Annotated in this window: 15 protein-coding genes; 13 read left to right on the top strand and 2 right to left on the bottom strand. The window is 67.4% G+C overall.

The window, feature by feature from the left end:
* Positions 1–180: cytochrome c biogenesis protein CcsA (gene ccsA, locus DIE02_RS34980; protein ID WP_185500368.1), on the top strand; the 180-nt coding region annotated here is incomplete at its 5' end.
* Between the two features lie 135 nt (positions 181–315).
* Positions 316–825, top strand: coding sequence for a DUF1269 domain-containing protein (locus DIE02_RS34975; protein ID WP_124523912.1), 510 nt, complete (start codon positions 316–318; stop codon positions 823–825).
* 157 nt (positions 826–982) lie between these two features.
* On the opposite strand, the gene DIE02_RS34970 is transcribed toward DIE02_RS34975, so the two are convergent.
* Positions 983–1621 carry a lytic transglycosylase domain-containing protein gene (locus tag DIE02_RS34970; RefSeq protein WP_124523858.1) on the bottom strand — a complete coding sequence of 213 codons (639 nt, stop codon included), beginning with the start codon at positions 1619–1621 and terminating at the stop codon, positions 983–985.
* A gap of 533 nt (positions 1622–2154) precedes the next feature.
* Here DIE02_RS34970 and DIE02_RS34965 point away from each other — a divergent pair.
* The gene (locus DIE02_RS34965; protein ID WP_044849151.1) at positions 2155–2934 is read left to right on the top strand and encodes a response regulator transcription factor; all 780 of its coding nucleotides are present in this window, start codon (positions 2155–2157) and stop codon (positions 2932–2934) included.
* Positions 2935–2947: 13 nt separating this feature from the next.
* On the opposite strand, the gene DIE02_RS34960 is transcribed toward DIE02_RS34965, so the two are convergent.
* On the bottom strand, positions 2948–4066 hold the full coding sequence (locus tag DIE02_RS34960; RefSeq protein WP_124487505.1) for an ATP-binding protein: 1119 nt from the start codon (positions 4064–4066) through the stop codon (positions 2948–2950).
* Between the two features lie 601 nt (positions 4067–4667).
* On the opposite strand from DIE02_RS34960, the gene DIE02_RS34955 reads away from it, so the two are divergent.
* From DIE02_RS34955 to DIE02_RS34910, 10 genes are all read left to right on the top strand, one after another.
* Positions 4668–5309, top strand: coding sequence for an SCO family protein (locus DIE02_RS34955; RefSeq protein ID WP_409364213.1), 642 nt, complete (start codon positions 4668–4670; stop codon positions 5307–5309).
* A gap of 29 nt (positions 5310–5338) precedes the next feature.
* Complete coding sequence (locus tag DIE02_RS34950; protein WP_124487506.1) at positions 5339–6013, top strand: response regulator transcription factor; 675 nt, start codon at positions 5339–5341, stop codon at positions 6011–6013.
* A gap of 216 nt (positions 6014–6229) precedes the next feature.
* Entirely contained in the window at positions 6230–6646 is a 417-nt protein-coding gene (gene gspG, locus DIE02_RS34945) for a type II secretion system major pseudopilin GspG (protein WP_257776050.1), read from the top strand.
* Between the two features lie 56 nt (positions 6647–6702).
* The gene (locus tag DIE02_RS34940) at positions 6703–7905 is read left to right on the top strand and encodes a type II secretion system F family protein (protein WP_124523860.1); all 1203 of its coding nucleotides are present in this window, start codon (positions 6703–6705) and stop codon (positions 7903–7905) included.
* Between the two features lie 18 nt (positions 7906–7923).
* On the top strand, positions 7924–9642 hold the full coding sequence (locus DIE02_RS34935; protein WP_124523862.1) for a GspE/PulE family protein: 1719 nt from the start codon (positions 7924–7926) through the stop codon (positions 9640–9642).
* Positions 9623–10498: a hypothetical protein gene (locus DIE02_RS34930; RefSeq protein WP_124487509.1), complete on the top strand. Its 876-nt coding sequence runs from the start codon at positions 9623–9625 to the stop codon at positions 10496–10498. Before DIE02_RS34935 ends, DIE02_RS34930 begins: the two co-directional genes overlap by 20 nt.
* The gene (locus DIE02_RS34925) at positions 10495–11025 is read left to right on the top strand and encodes a hypothetical protein (RefSeq protein ID WP_124487510.1); all 531 of its coding nucleotides are present in this window, start codon (positions 10495–10497) and stop codon (positions 11023–11025) included. Before DIE02_RS34930 ends, DIE02_RS34925 begins: the two co-directional genes overlap by 4 nt.
* On the top strand, positions 11022–11588 hold the full coding sequence (locus DIE02_RS34920; protein WP_124487511.1) for a hypothetical protein: 567 nt from the start codon (positions 11022–11024) through the stop codon (positions 11586–11588). The genes DIE02_RS34925 and DIE02_RS34920 overlap by 4 nt, the downstream gene beginning before the upstream one ends.
* Positions 11585–12214 carry a hypothetical protein gene (locus tag DIE02_RS34915; protein WP_124523864.1) on the top strand — a complete coding sequence of 210 codons (630 nt, stop codon included), beginning with the start codon at positions 11585–11587 and terminating at the stop codon, positions 12212–12214. The genes DIE02_RS34920 and DIE02_RS34915 overlap by 4 nt, the downstream gene beginning before the upstream one ends.
* Positions 12215–14328, top strand: a 2114-nt coding sequence (locus tag DIE02_RS34910) for a type IV pilus secretin PilQ (RefSeq protein WP_148093150.1), incomplete at its 3' end; no start/stop codon positions are given.

Here is a 14328-nt window from a genome sequence, read left to right as displayed (position 1 = left end):
GAAACCTGGGCGCTGATCGTGTGGCTCAACTACGCGGCCTGGCTGCACATGCGCCTGATGAAGGGCCTGCGCGGCGCGGTTGCCGCCTGGTGGGCGCTCACCGGCCTGAGCGTGACGACATTCGCGTTCCTCGGCGTCAACATGTTCCTGTCGGGGCTGCACAGCTACGGGCAACTCTGAAGCATGCTGGGCGTTTCCTACCGTGTTCTACCCATGCACTTCGGCGAGCATTACCCCTACCCGCCGCGGGCGTGCCGGACCAGAATGTCCGAACGAGCATCGCCGCATTCCGGATGCGACGCAGGAGGAGCTGCCATGAGACGCGTCTATTTTCTGTTGCCGACGGCGCAATGCGCGCGGTCGATCGTCGGCGAGCTGCTGTCGCTGCGAATCGAGTGGCGACATATCCATTGCCTCGCGAATCACGATGTCTGGCGCGACGACTTGCCGGAAGCCACGCTGGTGCAACGCAGCGACCTGCTGCCGTCGCTCGCGCGCGGCACCGCGGTCGGCTCCGCGACCGGCATGCTGATGGGGCTGATCCTGCTGCTGGTCCAGCCCGCGGGTTTGCCGATCGGCGGCGGCATCGTCGTGGCGATCACGCTGTTCGGCGCGGCCTTCGGCGCATGGGTGGCGACGATGATCGGCATCGACATGCCGAGCACGCGCCTGAAGCGTTTCGAGGAGGGCATCGAGCATGGCGAGCTGCTGATGATGATCGACGTGCCGACCGACCGCGTTCGCGAGATCGAAGACGCGATCAGGCTTCACCATAGGGATGCGCATCTGCAGGGAGAGGATCCGACGGTCCCGGCATTTCCATGAGTGGCGGGGCGGGCCGAATGCCGGCCGCTACGGCGCTACACGTTGCCGGACGCCATCGCTTCATGGCGCCCGGCAACGCGCCGTGCGCGCGATGCCGGCAGCATTGCCGCGCGCAGGCTGCCGCGGGTCGCGCGTGTTTCGCGTTTTTCCACGTTTTTCAATTCGCGGCGAGCAGCCGCTTGTAGCGCGCGAGCACGCGCGGCACGTACTCGCGCGTCTGCGGCATCGACGGGATGCGATACCCGGCCCGAATCACGGCATTCTCTCCGGCGTTGTACGCAGCGAGCGTGAGCTCGACGTTTTCCTTGAACAGGTTGAGCAGGAAGCGCAGATACCGTGCGCCGGTCAGCACGTTGGCGCGCGGATCGAACATGTCGCCGCCCGAGAAGCGCCGGGCTGTTTCCGGCATCAGTTGCATGAGCCCGAGCGCGCCCTTGTCCGATACCGCCTTCGGGTTGTATCCCGATTCGACGTCGATCACGGCGCGAAGGAGTTCGGGCGGAACGTTGAACGACCGGCTCGCTTCGGCGATCACGTCCTCGAACGACGACGCGACGACGTGTTTCGGCGCGACACGCTTCGTCGTGGAAGCGGCCGGCCTGGCGGCTGGCCTCGCGGCCGCGACGATCACTTTCAGATTGACCGTGGTGGGCACGTTGGTCAGGACGATGACCCCGTTCTTCGCCACCATGCCGAATATCTGCGCGTGAGCGGCGCACGACCATGCCGAGCCGATTCCCGCGCATGCGGCGACGACGATGGTCTTTCGTAATCCGGACGAAGGTTGGCAGTGCATCTTTCAGGCCTCCTGCATCTGCATTTTCGCGGTCGGTTGATCGCATCGACAATGGGGCATCCTCCTACAATTCGATGCCGGCGGAGACGCTGCCGCGGTGGCGGTGCAAAACTGTTACACAAGGAATCGCCGGTAGGATTCGGTAATCCGGCGAAGTTGACGATCCTTACGCGGAACAGTTGTTTTCTGCTCGATGCAACCGTGGTTGCAGAAGAAATCATTTCTCGCGCGGCGAAAGCGATCGGATAGTCCCGCCATCCGTAGTCTTACTGATGCGACGCACCACCCCGAAACGATTCACGCCTGAAACATTCCCGTCGTCGCACGACGTTTCCGCAGATGCATGCCCGGCGCGGGCGCTCGCGCGCGGCGCGGTGGCGCGATCCTTGCTCGGACGAGGAGCGTGGCCAATCGCTCGCGAGGCGGGCCACCAGACCGGACCGAGGAAATCATCAGAAAGGGCGTCCGGCACCGTGCAACCGAGGCATCGATGTCCAACGGGGGTGCAAGCGCGGGAACACTTGGGGGAAGTCGTGAATACTAAATATCGCGTGATAATTGCAGAAGATCACGATCTGCTGAGAAACGGGCTCCGGTCGATGCTTTGCGCACAAGGCGATTACGAAGTCGTCGGCGAAGCGCGGGACGGCAAGGAGGCATGCCATCAGGCAATGACGCTCGCGCCGGACCTGATCCTGATGGATCTGTCGATGCGCGGGATGAACGGCATCGATGCGAGCGCGACGATCAAGCGTCGAACGCCGTCCGTCCGGATCGTCGCGCTCACGGTGCACCAGAGCGAAGAGTATGTGCGCGAGGCGCTGCGCGCGGGTGTCGACGGCTACGTGCTCAAGGACGTTTCGTTCGACGAATTGCTGCTCGCGATGCGCATGGTCATGCAGGGGAAGAAGCACCTGAGTGCCGACGTGTACGGCTACATGGTCGACTCGTTCGTCAGCGGTCGCGAAATGCCCGCGCCGAAAAAGGCGTGGGACATCCTGACCGCACGCGAACGCAGCGTGCTGAAACTGATCGCGGAAGGACGCACCAACCGGCAGGTCGGTCAGTACCTGAACCTGAGCCCGAAGACGATCGAGAAGTACCGGGCGAGCATGATGCACAAGCTCCATCTCGCGAATCTGACGGAGCTGGTGCTTGTCGCGATGAACATGGGTCTGTTGACGACACTCGCGGCGAAATGCGCGGAGCCGAACGTGGACGAGGTGTCGACGCACGCAGTCGCCGACGGCGTGCAGGCGGCAGGCGCCGTCGCGCGGCTGGACGACTATCCGGCGGGCGGCGTGAAGGGCTGAGCGCGGCTGCGCGTCAGAGCGGCCAGGTTGCCGAGACGCGCGTGCCCGTCGCGGCGGACGACTGGATCGCAAACGTGCCGCCGTGCGCCTCGATGCGGTGCTGCATGCCGATCAGGCCGAGCCCGGCCGTGCGCGCGTCGTCCGTCGAAAGCGGGCGACGTTCGTAGCCGACACCGTCGTCGTCGATCGTCAGCATCAGGCGGCCGGCATCGTGTTGCAGGCTGAGCACGATCTCGGTGGCCTGTGCATGCTTGACGATGTTGTGGAGTGCCTCCTGCGCGACTCTGAACGCGTCGGCCTTCAGATGATCCGGTATGTCGTCGTCGTCGACGTCGCAATTGAACTCCACCGACAGCGGGTCCGCGTCGCGCTCGATGCGCCGGCACAGCGAAGCGAGCGCGGCCGGCAGTCCGAGCTTGTCGAGTATCGGCGGCCTCAGTTCGCCGCAGATCTGGCGGACTTCGCCGATCGTCTCGCGAATGCGCAGCACGGCGTCGTCGAGCAGCGTCGTCGCGTCGGCGATCTCGCCGCGGCGAATGCGCATGAGCGCGTCCTCGTTCATCAGCTTGATGAGCGTCAGCGCCTGGCCGAGCCCGTCGTGCAATTCCGCGGCAAGCCGATGCCGTTCCTTCTGCTGGCCCATCAGGAGATAGGTGTTGCAGGCATGCACGCCCGCATCGTTCGCCGCGGCGCCGCGCCGTTCGGGCTCGGGCGTCGACGGTTCCTCGAACAGCGTCAGCGACAGGTGCGTGTCGGGAAGTGACTGCTGATGTACGACGAATCGCGCGGGATGGCCGCTTCGCCCGCTGAGCATTGCAGTGAACGAATGCTGCTGAAGGGCGGCGCTCGTGGACAGCTCGCCCGCCAGCTCGGCGTGGGCGTCGTCGGGCGCCAGGTCGGACAGATGCCGGCCGACGAGTTCGGCGGCCGTGTAGCCGAACACCGCCGCGGCACTGCGATTGACCGATACGAAGGTGCCGTCGTCGGCGAGAATGGCGAGCGCCGCTCCACGCGCATCGGTGACGACAGCACTGCGGCGATCATCGGGACGCACCGCGCTGCGCAGCTTGCGCATCGCATCGATCAGATCGAGCAGCCTGATCCGTGGTCCTTCCGGCTGGCGTTCAGTCATGGTATCTCCCGAAGCGCAGTTTTCAGGAAACCGTAAGGTTTCGATCATTCTAGGACGTGACCGACTCGGCCCGCAACATGGGGATTTCGCGCGTAAGTCTTGGGGAAATACCTTCCGTATGCAACGGGAAATCCCGCCAAGCGGGCATGTCCTACCGGCCTTTGGGGGGCGTCATCCCATGACGCTCGCGACCGGATTCATGACACTTCAGTGGCGGGGCACGGAATTGTCCGCTGCCTGGGCGCGTCTCAGGGAGGCTGGTATGAACAGGATCGGAAGATCGACGATGGGCGCACTCGTGGTCGCGGGCGTTGCGCTTGCCGCGACGCCCGCGTGGTGTGCGCCCGATGGCAGCGCGATCGAGAACGCCGGCGGTGCGGCCGCGGAAAACGCTGCCGCGAGCACGAGCGTCACGGAGAATGGTGCGCCGGATGCCGTCGAGAGCATGACGGGAATGACCATGCAGAACGGTGTCGAAGATCCCGCCGGAAACACCGCCGACAGCGCGGCGACGCACGCCGCGGAGCACGCGATGGAGCCGGCCACCGAACCCGCGATGCAGCCCGCCGCGGAGCAGGCGACGGAGCCCGCTACCGAGCCCATGACGCAGCCCGCCGCGGCGCCCGCCAACGATAGCCCCGCCGCGCCCGCACCCGCCGCAAAACCGGCGGACAAGGCCGCCTCGCAGATGACCGACGGCGCGACCGGAGCCGCCGGCATGCACATGCATCATCACGCCGTGATGCCGGGCACCGTGCACACGATGGTCCAGTATGCCGAGCCGTCGGTCCAGCTCGTGCGCGACGACGGCCGGACCGTCTCGCTGGCCAAGGAACTGGACGACGGCCGGCCGGTGATCCTGACATTCATCTACACCAGTTGCACGACCATCTGCCCGATGATCAGCCAGACGCTCGAGCAGCTGCAGGGCGAACTCGGCGCCGACCGCGACAAGGTGCACATCATGTCGATCTCGATCGATCCGGAGGCGGACACGCCCGAGCGGCTCAGGACCTACGCGGCACGCTTCGAAGCCGGCCCCGAATGGCAGCACTACACCGGTACCGTCGATGCGAGCGTCGCCGCGCAACGCGCGTTCAACGTGTATCGCGGCGACAAGATGAACCACACGCCGGTGACGTTCGTGCGGGCTGCGCCGGGCCAGCCGTGGCTGCGTATCGACGGCTTCGCGACGCCGACCGAGCTGCTCGCGGCCTATCGCGATGTCGTCGCGTCCAACTAGGTATCGCGTCTCTGAAAGGAGCGTCGAAATTGGACAACAAGCACCGTGTGCTGATCGTCGAGGATCAGCATCTGTTGCGAGTCGGCCTGAGTCACCTGGTATCCGAGCTGGCCGACTACTGCATCGTCGGCGCGGCGAGCGGCGGGGTCGAGGCCTGCCGTCTCGCCGAGAAGACGCGGCCCGACCTGATCCTGATGGATCTGTCCATGCCGGGCGGCAGCGGCTTCGAAGCGATCGCGACGATCAAGCGCGACGTGCCGCATGCGCGGATCATCGTCCTCACGGTTCATCGCAGCGAAGACAACGTCAGGGAAGCGTTTGCCGCCGGCGCGGACGGCTACGTGGTCAAGGATTCGCCGTTCGCCGACCTGGTGCGCGAGATGCGCTTCGTGATGCAGGGCAAGTGCGTCGTCAGCCTCGACGCCTATCGCGCCCGCGCCGGCCTGCGCGGGCTGCACGACGCGAACGCGCACCGGGCGCGATTGTGGAATGCGCTGACGAATCGCGAGCGCACGGTGTTGCGCCTCGTCGTCGAGGGGCACACGAGCCGGCAGGTCGGCGAGTGCCTGAAGGTCAGTCCGAAAACGGTGGACAAGCACCGCGCCAATCTCATGCGCAAGCTCGGCGTCGTGAACCTGACCGGCCTCGTTCACTTCGCGATCGACGTCGGCGTGCTCGCGCTGAACGACGACGACCGTGTGTAAATCCCCTCCATTCGGGCAGGGCCCAACAGGGGGGGATTTACCCATGGGGATGGACGGCACTCCCTACTTCTGACCCGTACCGGCGTGAACAAGAATGCAATCAACGGCATCGGCGGCGCCGGTGCCGCGGGTCGATACAGGGAGGCAGCCGTGAGCCACGAATCGTTCTCGATCCCGGCCGACGGGCCGGGCCGGCGGCAGCGTGACGAGCGACGCGTGTGCCGCGCGTGTGCGAGTCGCGGCTTCACGCTGCTCGAGCTGCTCGTCGTGATGGTCATCATCGGATTGCTGGCAGGGCTCGTGGCGCCACGGTATTTCGAACAGGTCGGCAAGTCCAACGTCAAGATCGCGCGTGCGCAGATCGTGTCGCTCGGCCAGGCGCTGGATCAATACCGGCTCGACGTCGGTACCTATCCGACGACCGAGGAGGGGCTCGATGCGCTCGTGAACAAGCCGCAAAGCGCATCGCGGTGGAGCGGTCCCTATCTGCAGAAGGCCGTCCCGGTGGATCCGTGGGACCGGCCCTATCAGTATCGTTCACCGGGCGAACACGGCGACTACGACCTGTTCTCGCTGGGCAAGGACGGACGCGGCGGCGGTACCGGCGAGAACGTGACGATCTCGTCGTGGTAGGGGCGCATGGCCGCGGTCGCGGCGCGCGTCGTGAGCAGCTCGCAAGGAGACTCGACGTGAAATTCGTGCTGCATGTATTCGATACGAGCGGCTCGGTGCAGACGCTTCGCATCGACAGCGATTCGCCGGCGGGCGCGGCCTCGCTCGCGCGTGCGCGAGGCCTTCGCGTCGTATCGGTCAGCACGGACGCCGGGCGGCAGCGGCGCGGCGCGAACCGGCTCGGCATGCCGCGTGCGCGGTTCGACGTCGACATGTTCGCGCGCGAGCTGGCGGCGCTGCTCGATGCGGGTGTCGGCCTCGTCGACGCGTTGCGCACGCTCGGCGGCAACGCGCGGCGCGAGGCGTCCGCACAGGTGTGCCGCGACCTGCTGCGGCAGCTCGAGGAAGGGCAGTCGTTGTCGGCGGCGCTCGAGCACGCGAGCCCGATCTTTCCGCCGGTGCTGGTGGCCTGCGTGAAGGCGAGCGAGCAGACCGGCGGCCTGGCCGACAGCCTGACGCGCTATTCGCACAACAGCGCGACGCTGCGCGAGTTGCGCGCGCGGGTCGTGTCGGCGGCGATCTACCCGACGGTGCTGCTGTTCGTCGGTGCGGCCGTCGTGCTGTTCCTGCTCGGCTTCGTGGTGCCGCGCTTCGCGACGCTGCTCGAACACAGCGGCCGCGAGCTGCCGCTGATGTCGCGGCTGCTGATGGCGTGGGGCGGCATGGTGCACGCGCACGGCACCGAGCTGGCCGGCGGCCTCGCGGTGCTGGCGCTGGCCGCCGGTGTCGCGCTGCGGCGGCCGGCGCTGCGCATCTGGCTCGCGGATCGGCTGCTGGCGCTGCCCGGCATCGGGCAACACTTCCGCGTGTTTCGCCAGTCGCAGTTCTATCGCACGACGGCGATGCTGGTCGACGGCGGCATTCCCGCCATTCGCGCGTTCGATCTCGCACGCGGCCTCGTCGGCCGCGCGGACCAGGCCGCGCTGGCGCGCGCGCTGCAGCAGGTCCGCAACGGCGCGAAGATGTCCGACGCGTTCCAGCAGGCCGGTCTCGCGAATGCGATCGGCTACCGCCTGCTGACGGTGGCCGAGAAGACCGGCGGGCTCGGGCCCGTCCTCGACCGGATCGCCGCGTTTCAGGAAGCGCAGGTGTCGCGCACGATCGACCTGATTTCGCGGCTGATCGAACCCATGATGATGATCGTGATCGGCGTGGTGATCGGCGGCATCGTCGTGTTGATGTACATGCCGATCTTCGAGATCGCGTCGAGCATTCAGTAGCCACCCCGGGAGACGCGCGTGGACACCCTCACATCCTCCCCCGACAACCCGCCCGACGCGGACGCCGAACTGCGCGACCTGCTGCGCACGCTCGGCGAACGCCACGGTTCGGGCCTGCGCGCGCTCGAGGCATTGACGGCGCAGACGGCGCTGGGCGCGGACGAGATGCGCGAGCGGCTCGCGTCGCAATTCCGGATGAAGCCGATCGGCATGCGTGAACTGAACCGCCTGCAGCCGGATTTCGAGCTGGTGCCGTTCGTCGAGGCAACGGCGCGCCTTTGCGTGTGCCTGCGCGATCCCGACTGCGGCGCGCTGCTGTTCGCGATCGCCGATCCGCTCGATGCCCGCACGCGCGGCTGGATCGAGCACCGGATGCGTGCGCACCCGGCGCTGCCGTACGGATGGGCGCTCGCGAGCGCGGGCGACCTGGGCGCCTATCTCGCCGTGCGGGAGAAGGACATCCGCGCGATGGATTCGCTCGCGTTCGACGATCCGATCCAGAGTGCGCCCGATCCGGCGTCGCTCGCGTTGACGCTGCAGGGCATCAGCAGCGACGACAGCCCGGTGGTGCGTCTGCTCAATTCGACGATCTACGACGCGCTCAAGATGCTGGCGAGCGACATCCACCTCGAATGCCGGGCGAACGGCTTGATGATCAAGTGCCGGGTCGATGGCGTGCTGACGGTGGTGGGGCGCGTCGAGGGCCGCGACGTCGCGGACCAGGTGCTGTCGCGCGTGAAGGTGATCTCCGAGCTCGATATCGCGGAGCGCCGCATTCCGCAGGACGGGCGCTTCAAGGCGATGTACGCCGGACGCGAGATCGATTTTCGCGTATCGATCATGCCGAACCAGTTCGGCGAGGACGCGGTGTTGCGGATTCTCGACCGCTACCAGCTGTCCCAGGCGTCGGGCGGCCTGACGCTCGAGGCGCTGGGATTCCAGCCCGCCGACACGCGCTTCATGCGGTCGGTCGCGTCGATGCCGTACGGGATGCTGCTCGTCACGGGCCCGACCGGCAGCGGCAAGACCACGACGCTTTATGCAATCCTCACCGAAATCAACAACGGGCTCGAGAAGATCGTGACGATCGAGGATCCGGTCGAATACCAGCTCGGCGAGATCCTGCAGATACCGGTCAATGAGGCGAAGGGCCTGACGTTCGCGCGCGGCTTGCGGTCGATCCTGCGGCACGATCCGGACAAGATCATGGTCGGCGAAATCCGCGATCCCGAAACCGCGCAGATCGCCGTGCAGGCCGCGCTGACCGGTCACCAGGTGTTCACCACCGTGCATGCGAACAACGTGTTCGACGTGATCGGCCGTTTCACGAACATGGAGGTCGATCCGTACAGCTTCGTATCGGCGCTGAACGGCGTGATCGCGCAGCGGCTGCTGCGCCAGTGCTGTCCGGACTGCCTGGACGAGGACACGGTCGACGCGGATGCGCTCGCCCGCTCGGGTATCGACCCGGACACGGCCGGCAGCTACCTGTTTCGCCGCGGTACCGGGTGCGCGATGTGCCGCGGCAGCGGCTATCGCGGCCGGCGCGCGATCGCGGAAGCGCTGCGCATGAACGACGAACTGCGGCAACTGCTGTCGGAGCGCGCGCCGCTCGGGCACATCAAGGCGGCGGCGCTGCGCTACGGCATGACGACGTTGCGCGCATCGGCGATCGACCTGGTGAGGCGCGGCGAAACGACGCTCGAGGAGATCAATCGTGTCACCATGGTCGAATGATCGGCTCGCGATCGGCGTCGGCACGCGCGAGATCGTCGTCGGCGTCCGCCCGCGCGCACTGTGGCGGCCGGGCCGGCGCGGGTTCGCCGCCGATCCGCTCAGCGTCGTCATCCCCGACGAACGGTTCGGAAGCGAGACGGGGGTGCTCGACGCGCTGGCTGCCGCGCTGGCCGCGACGGCCACGACAGCCGGCAGCGACGGCAACGCGAAGCGGTCGCCCGCGCGCGGCGCGCACATCGTGCTCGACGATTTCTGGTGTTGCCATGCGATCCTGCGCGGCGACTTCCGCGCGCTGCACGCGCGCGAGCTCGAGGACATCGCGCTTGCGCATTTCTCCGACACCTACGGGGTCGCCGCCGAGTCGCTGGTCACGCGCTTCGACGTGCGGCGCGGCGGCCGTGTGCTCTTTGCCAGCGCGCTGCCGCGCACGCTGTACGACGGCATCCTCGGGACGGGCGCCGCCGGCGACGTCCGCATCCGCTGCCTGCGCGCGGGGCTTCCGGAGACGCTCGATCGGGTCGCGGTGAAGCCGGACGGCGACGCGATGCTGCTCGTCGTCGGCGAGGCGTTGCTGCAGGCGGTCATGATCGAGCGCGGCGAGTGGACCGCGTACGACGCGCAGCGCCTCTTTCCGGGCGAGTCCGGCGATGCGTCGAGGCTCGCCGAACTCGCCGAGCAGCTGTTCGAGCGCTCGGCGACGCGCACGGGCCTGACGCGCGACGACTGCAAGGTCTATCTGTGCGGCGTCGACACGGATGCCGCGCCGTTCGAGGCGCGTTTTGCCGCGGCCGTGCTGCCGGGCCGCGCGGCGCTCGACGGTTCACCTGCGCGCCGGTTGCTGGAGTACGCATCATGAGCCGCACGCTCGACATCGATTTTTGCCGGCGCCGCGCCCGTATCGGCGTAAGCGGCGCGATCCTGCTCGGCGTCGCCGCGCTGCTGTGGGGCGCGTGCGCCGTCCGGCTCTGGCACGCGTATGCGGAGAACGATCGCATCCGGGATGCGCTGGCGGTCGTCCAGCATCGCACGTTCGCGCAGCAACACGTCGTGAAGCCGCCGCCGAGCGCGGCCGCGCGGCTCGCGGAAAAGCAGAGCCAGGCCGTGCTGCGCGAACTGACCGTGCCGTGGCAGACGCTCTTCTCGATCGTCGAAGACTATCCGGGCCATGACGTCGCACTGATCGGCATCGACCAGAACCCGGCACAGGGCCAGATTCGCATCACGGCCGAAGCGAAGGACCCGGACGCGATGATCGCGTACCTGAAGTACTTGCAGACGAGCGACGTGCTGCGCGAGGCGACGCTCAACGGCCACCTCGTCGAGGAGAACGTGGCGGGAAAGCCGGTGCGTTTCCAGATCACGGCCGTCTGGAGGAAATCATGAAAGCCGATCGTTTCGCGGACCGCCTGCTCACGCTTCGGTTCGCGTGGCGGCGTGCATTCGGCCTGCCGGGGCTCGCCGGGATCCTGATGCTCGGTGCCGCGGGCATCACGTATGCGGCGCTCGCCGGCGTGGAGGCCGACACGCGCGCGATGCAGGCGCCGGCGGGCGTCGTGCGCGCCGCACGCGGCCATCGTCCGGCCGACGTGCGCGGCACGGCGGCGGACGCGACGACGCTCGACACGTTGCCGGCGCTCTTTCCGCGCTTTTCGCAAAGCGCGGACGACATCGCGTCGATCTTCGAGCAGGCGCGCGACAGCCATCTGGCGCTCGGCTCCGCCGAGTACCAGATGACGACCGAGTCGGGGGCGCGCTTCACGCGCTACCAGGTGCTGCTGCCCGTGAAGGATCAGTACGGCGCGATCCGGCATTTTCTCGCGTCGGTGCTGAACCACGTGCCGAACGCGGCGCTGCAGGAAATCCACGTCGAGCGTCCGGCGGTGGGCAGCAGCATTCTCGACGCGCGGGTTCGTTTCGAACTCGTCTATCGGAGCGCCCAGCCATGATCTCCGCCGTCATGAAACCCGCGTCGCGCAATCGACTCGTGCTCGTGCTGGGCTGCCTCGTCGTCGCCGGTACCGGATATCGCGTGCTGGTGGCGGCGATGCAGCAGCCGGCTCCGGCCGCTGCAAGCGGCATCGTCCATCGCGACGGTGCGCGCGTGGCGCCCGCGCCGGCACGCGCACGCCTTGCGGCGGCCTCGCATGCCGCGGCGCCTGCGCCCGCGTCGTTGCCCGCGGCGCATGACGTACCCGCGCCGCATGACGCGGCGGCGACCGCGCGGGAACAGCTCGCCGCATTGCGGGCGCCCGTGTCCGTCGAAGCTGCGCATGATCCCTTCACGGCGTCGTCATGGCTGCCGCCGCCGCCCGTCGAGCCGCCGCCGCCCGAAGCGCGTCCGGCGCCGCCGACCGCGCCGCCGGTGCCGTTCATCTATCTCGGCCAGCAGGATGCCAAGTCGGCGAAGCCGCAAGTGTTTCTCGGCAACGGAGACCAGTTGCTGATCGTTTCGCCGGGCGATGTGATCGACAGCCAGTATCGCGTCGAGTCGGTGTCCGAGTCGAACGTGGTGCTCACCTATCTGCCGCTGAACCAGATCCAGATGGTGCCCATTTCAGTGGAAGGAAAGTAAATGGAAACCGTACTGACACGGGATGTGCGCCGCAACGGGGACGGCGGCCCGTCGACACGCCTTTGCGCCGTCACCCCGGCCGATGCGCGACCCGCACCGGCGGCGCGCTGCGCGACGCAACGCGCGCTGGCGATCGCCGTGGCGCTGCTCGCATGCGGCGGTTGCGCGCATGTGCCGAACCTTCAGGACGATCCGACCAATGCGCAGGTGAAGATCGACGCCTTGCACGAGCGCAACGACGCGGTCGGCCAGCTGCTCGACAACGCGGACGCGTTTCGTCAGCAGAACGAATTCGACGACGCGGCGCGCTCCGTCTACATGGCGAAGCAGCTCGATCCGACCAGCGAGCGCGCGCGCCGGATCGGCGCGATGATCGACCAGGACCGCAAGCATCTCGCGATCCTGCAGGAAGCGGACCGCATGATGAAGCGCGGTTCGTACGCGCAGGCCGCCGAACGCGTGCATCGCGTGCTGGTCGAGGATCCGGCCAACGCGATGGCGATGCGGATGCAGGCGGAACTCGACGAAAAGCGCCGCCAGCAACACGCGGACCGCGACGACAAGCTCGCGGCGTCGTCGATCATGCGCACGCCTGTGTCGCTGCAGTTCCGCGACGCGAACGTGCGGATGGTGTTCGAGGCCTTGTCGCGCACGTCCGGGCTGAACGTCATTTTCGATCGCGACGTGCGCGCCGACCTGAAGACGACGATCTTCGTGCAGAACGCGTCGCTGCAGGACACGGTCGACATGATCCTGTTGCAGAACCAGCTCGACAAGAAGCAGATGAATGCGAACACGCTGTTCATCTACCCGGCGACGCCGGCCAAGGAGCTCGAATACCAGGAGCTCAAGGTGCGCACGTTCCAGCTGTCGAACGTCGATGCGAAGCAGATCCAGTCGCTGCTGAAGAGCCTGCTGAAGGTGAAGGAGGCCGTGATCGACGAGCGCGCGAACTCGGTGACGATCCGCGGCACGCCGGACACGATCAAGGTCGCCGAGGAAATGATAACCGCCCAGGACTTGCCGGAGCCGGAGGTGATGCTCGAGGTCGAGGTGCTGGAGGTATCGCACGACCGGATATCGCAACTCGGCATCAACTGGCCCAACTCGTTTACGGTGTCGACGCCGAGCTCGGCCGATACCTGGGGCGTGCTGCATCATCTGCCGATCAATGCGCTGAACGTGAGCGGCCTGTCGGCCACCGCGGACTTCAAGCTGACCGATACCGACGCGAACCTGCTCGCGAGCCCGCGCATCCGTGCGCGCAACAAGGAGAAGGCGCGCATCATGATCGGCGACAAGGTGCCGGTGATTTCGAGCTCGAGCACGCCGAGCACCAGCGGCCCGTCATTTACGCAGATGATCCAGTACCTCGACGTGGGCATCAAGCTCGAGGTCGAGCCGCAGGTTTATCGCGACGGCGACGTCGGCATCAAGCTGAATCTCGAAGTCAGCAACATCACCAACACGATCTCGAGCGGCAACTCGCAGGGGCTGAGCTCGCTCGCGTATCAGATCGGCACGCGCAGCGCGTCGACCAGCCTGCGGCTTCGGGACGGCGAAACGCAGATCATGGGCGGCCTGATTTCGGACGAGGACCGCCGCAACGCGAACAAGGTGCCGGGTCTCGGCCAGTTGCCGGTGCTCGGTCGCCTGTTCTCGGATCACGGCGGCGATCACAAGAAGACCGAGATCGTGCTGCAGATCACGCCGCATATCGTCCGGCCGCAGGTTGCGGCGGATGCGGACACGCAGGAAGTGTGGTCGGGCACCGACGTCAACGTGCATGCCGACCAGCTGCGACTCGACCCGGTGGCGCTGAATGCGGAGGCGCCCGCGGCGACGGACGCGAAGGCGCCGGCGGCGCCAGAGGCGAAGGCACCCGCGGCGCCGGAGGCGAAGGTCGTTCCGGGCAGCGTGGGCGGCGGGACGTCGGGCGGCGCGGCGCCGTCGCCGCTGGAGGCCGCGGCGAACCGTGCGCAGCCATCGCCGCAGAGCGGCGCGTTCGGGCAGCTGCCGGCCGCACCGCGCACGACGCCGCCGCCCGACCCGTACGGCGGGCGGTTCGCGCGGCCACAGCCGGCGTTGCCCGCGCCGGCCGCCGGGACCGCCGC

The sequence above is a fragment of the Burkholderia sp. Bp8991 genome, from assembly GCF_003853795.1.
Lineage (GTDB): Bacteria > Pseudomonadota > Gammaproteobacteria > Burkholderiales > Burkholderiaceae > Burkholderia.
Note: the sequence above shows the minus strand (reverse complement) of the source record. Positions and strands in the feature narration are given on the sequence as shown.

Excerpts from the sequence above, each read along its gene's own strand:
- DIE02_RS34975 (WP_124523912.1), top strand. The coding sequence starts at position 316 with ATGAGACGCGTCTATTTTCTGTTGCCGACGGCGCAATGCGCGCGGTCG.
- DIE02_RS34960 (WP_124487505.1), bottom strand. The coding sequence starts at position 4,066 with ATGACTGAACGCCAGCCGGAAGGACCACGGATCAGGCTGCTCGATCTG.
- DIE02_RS34915 (WP_124523864.1), top strand. The coding sequence starts at position 11,585 with ATGATCTCCGCCGTCATGAAACCCGCGTCGCGCAATCGACTCGTGCTC.
- DIE02_RS34920 (WP_124487511.1), top strand. The coding sequence starts at position 11,022 with ATGAAAGCCGATCGTTTCGCGGACCGCCTGCTCACGCTTCGGTTCGCG.
- DIE02_RS34970 (WP_124523858.1), bottom strand. The coding sequence starts at position 1,621 with ATGCACTGCCAACCTTCGTCCGGATTACGAAAGACCATCGTCGTCGCC.
- DIE02_RS34925 (WP_124487510.1), top strand. The coding sequence starts at position 10,495 with ATGAGCCGCACGCTCGACATCGATTTTTGCCGGCGCCGCGCCCGTATC.
- DIE02_RS34955 (WP_409364213.1), top strand. The coding sequence starts at position 4,668 with ATGACGCAGCCCGCCGCGGCGCCCGCCAACGATAGCCCCGCCGCGCCC.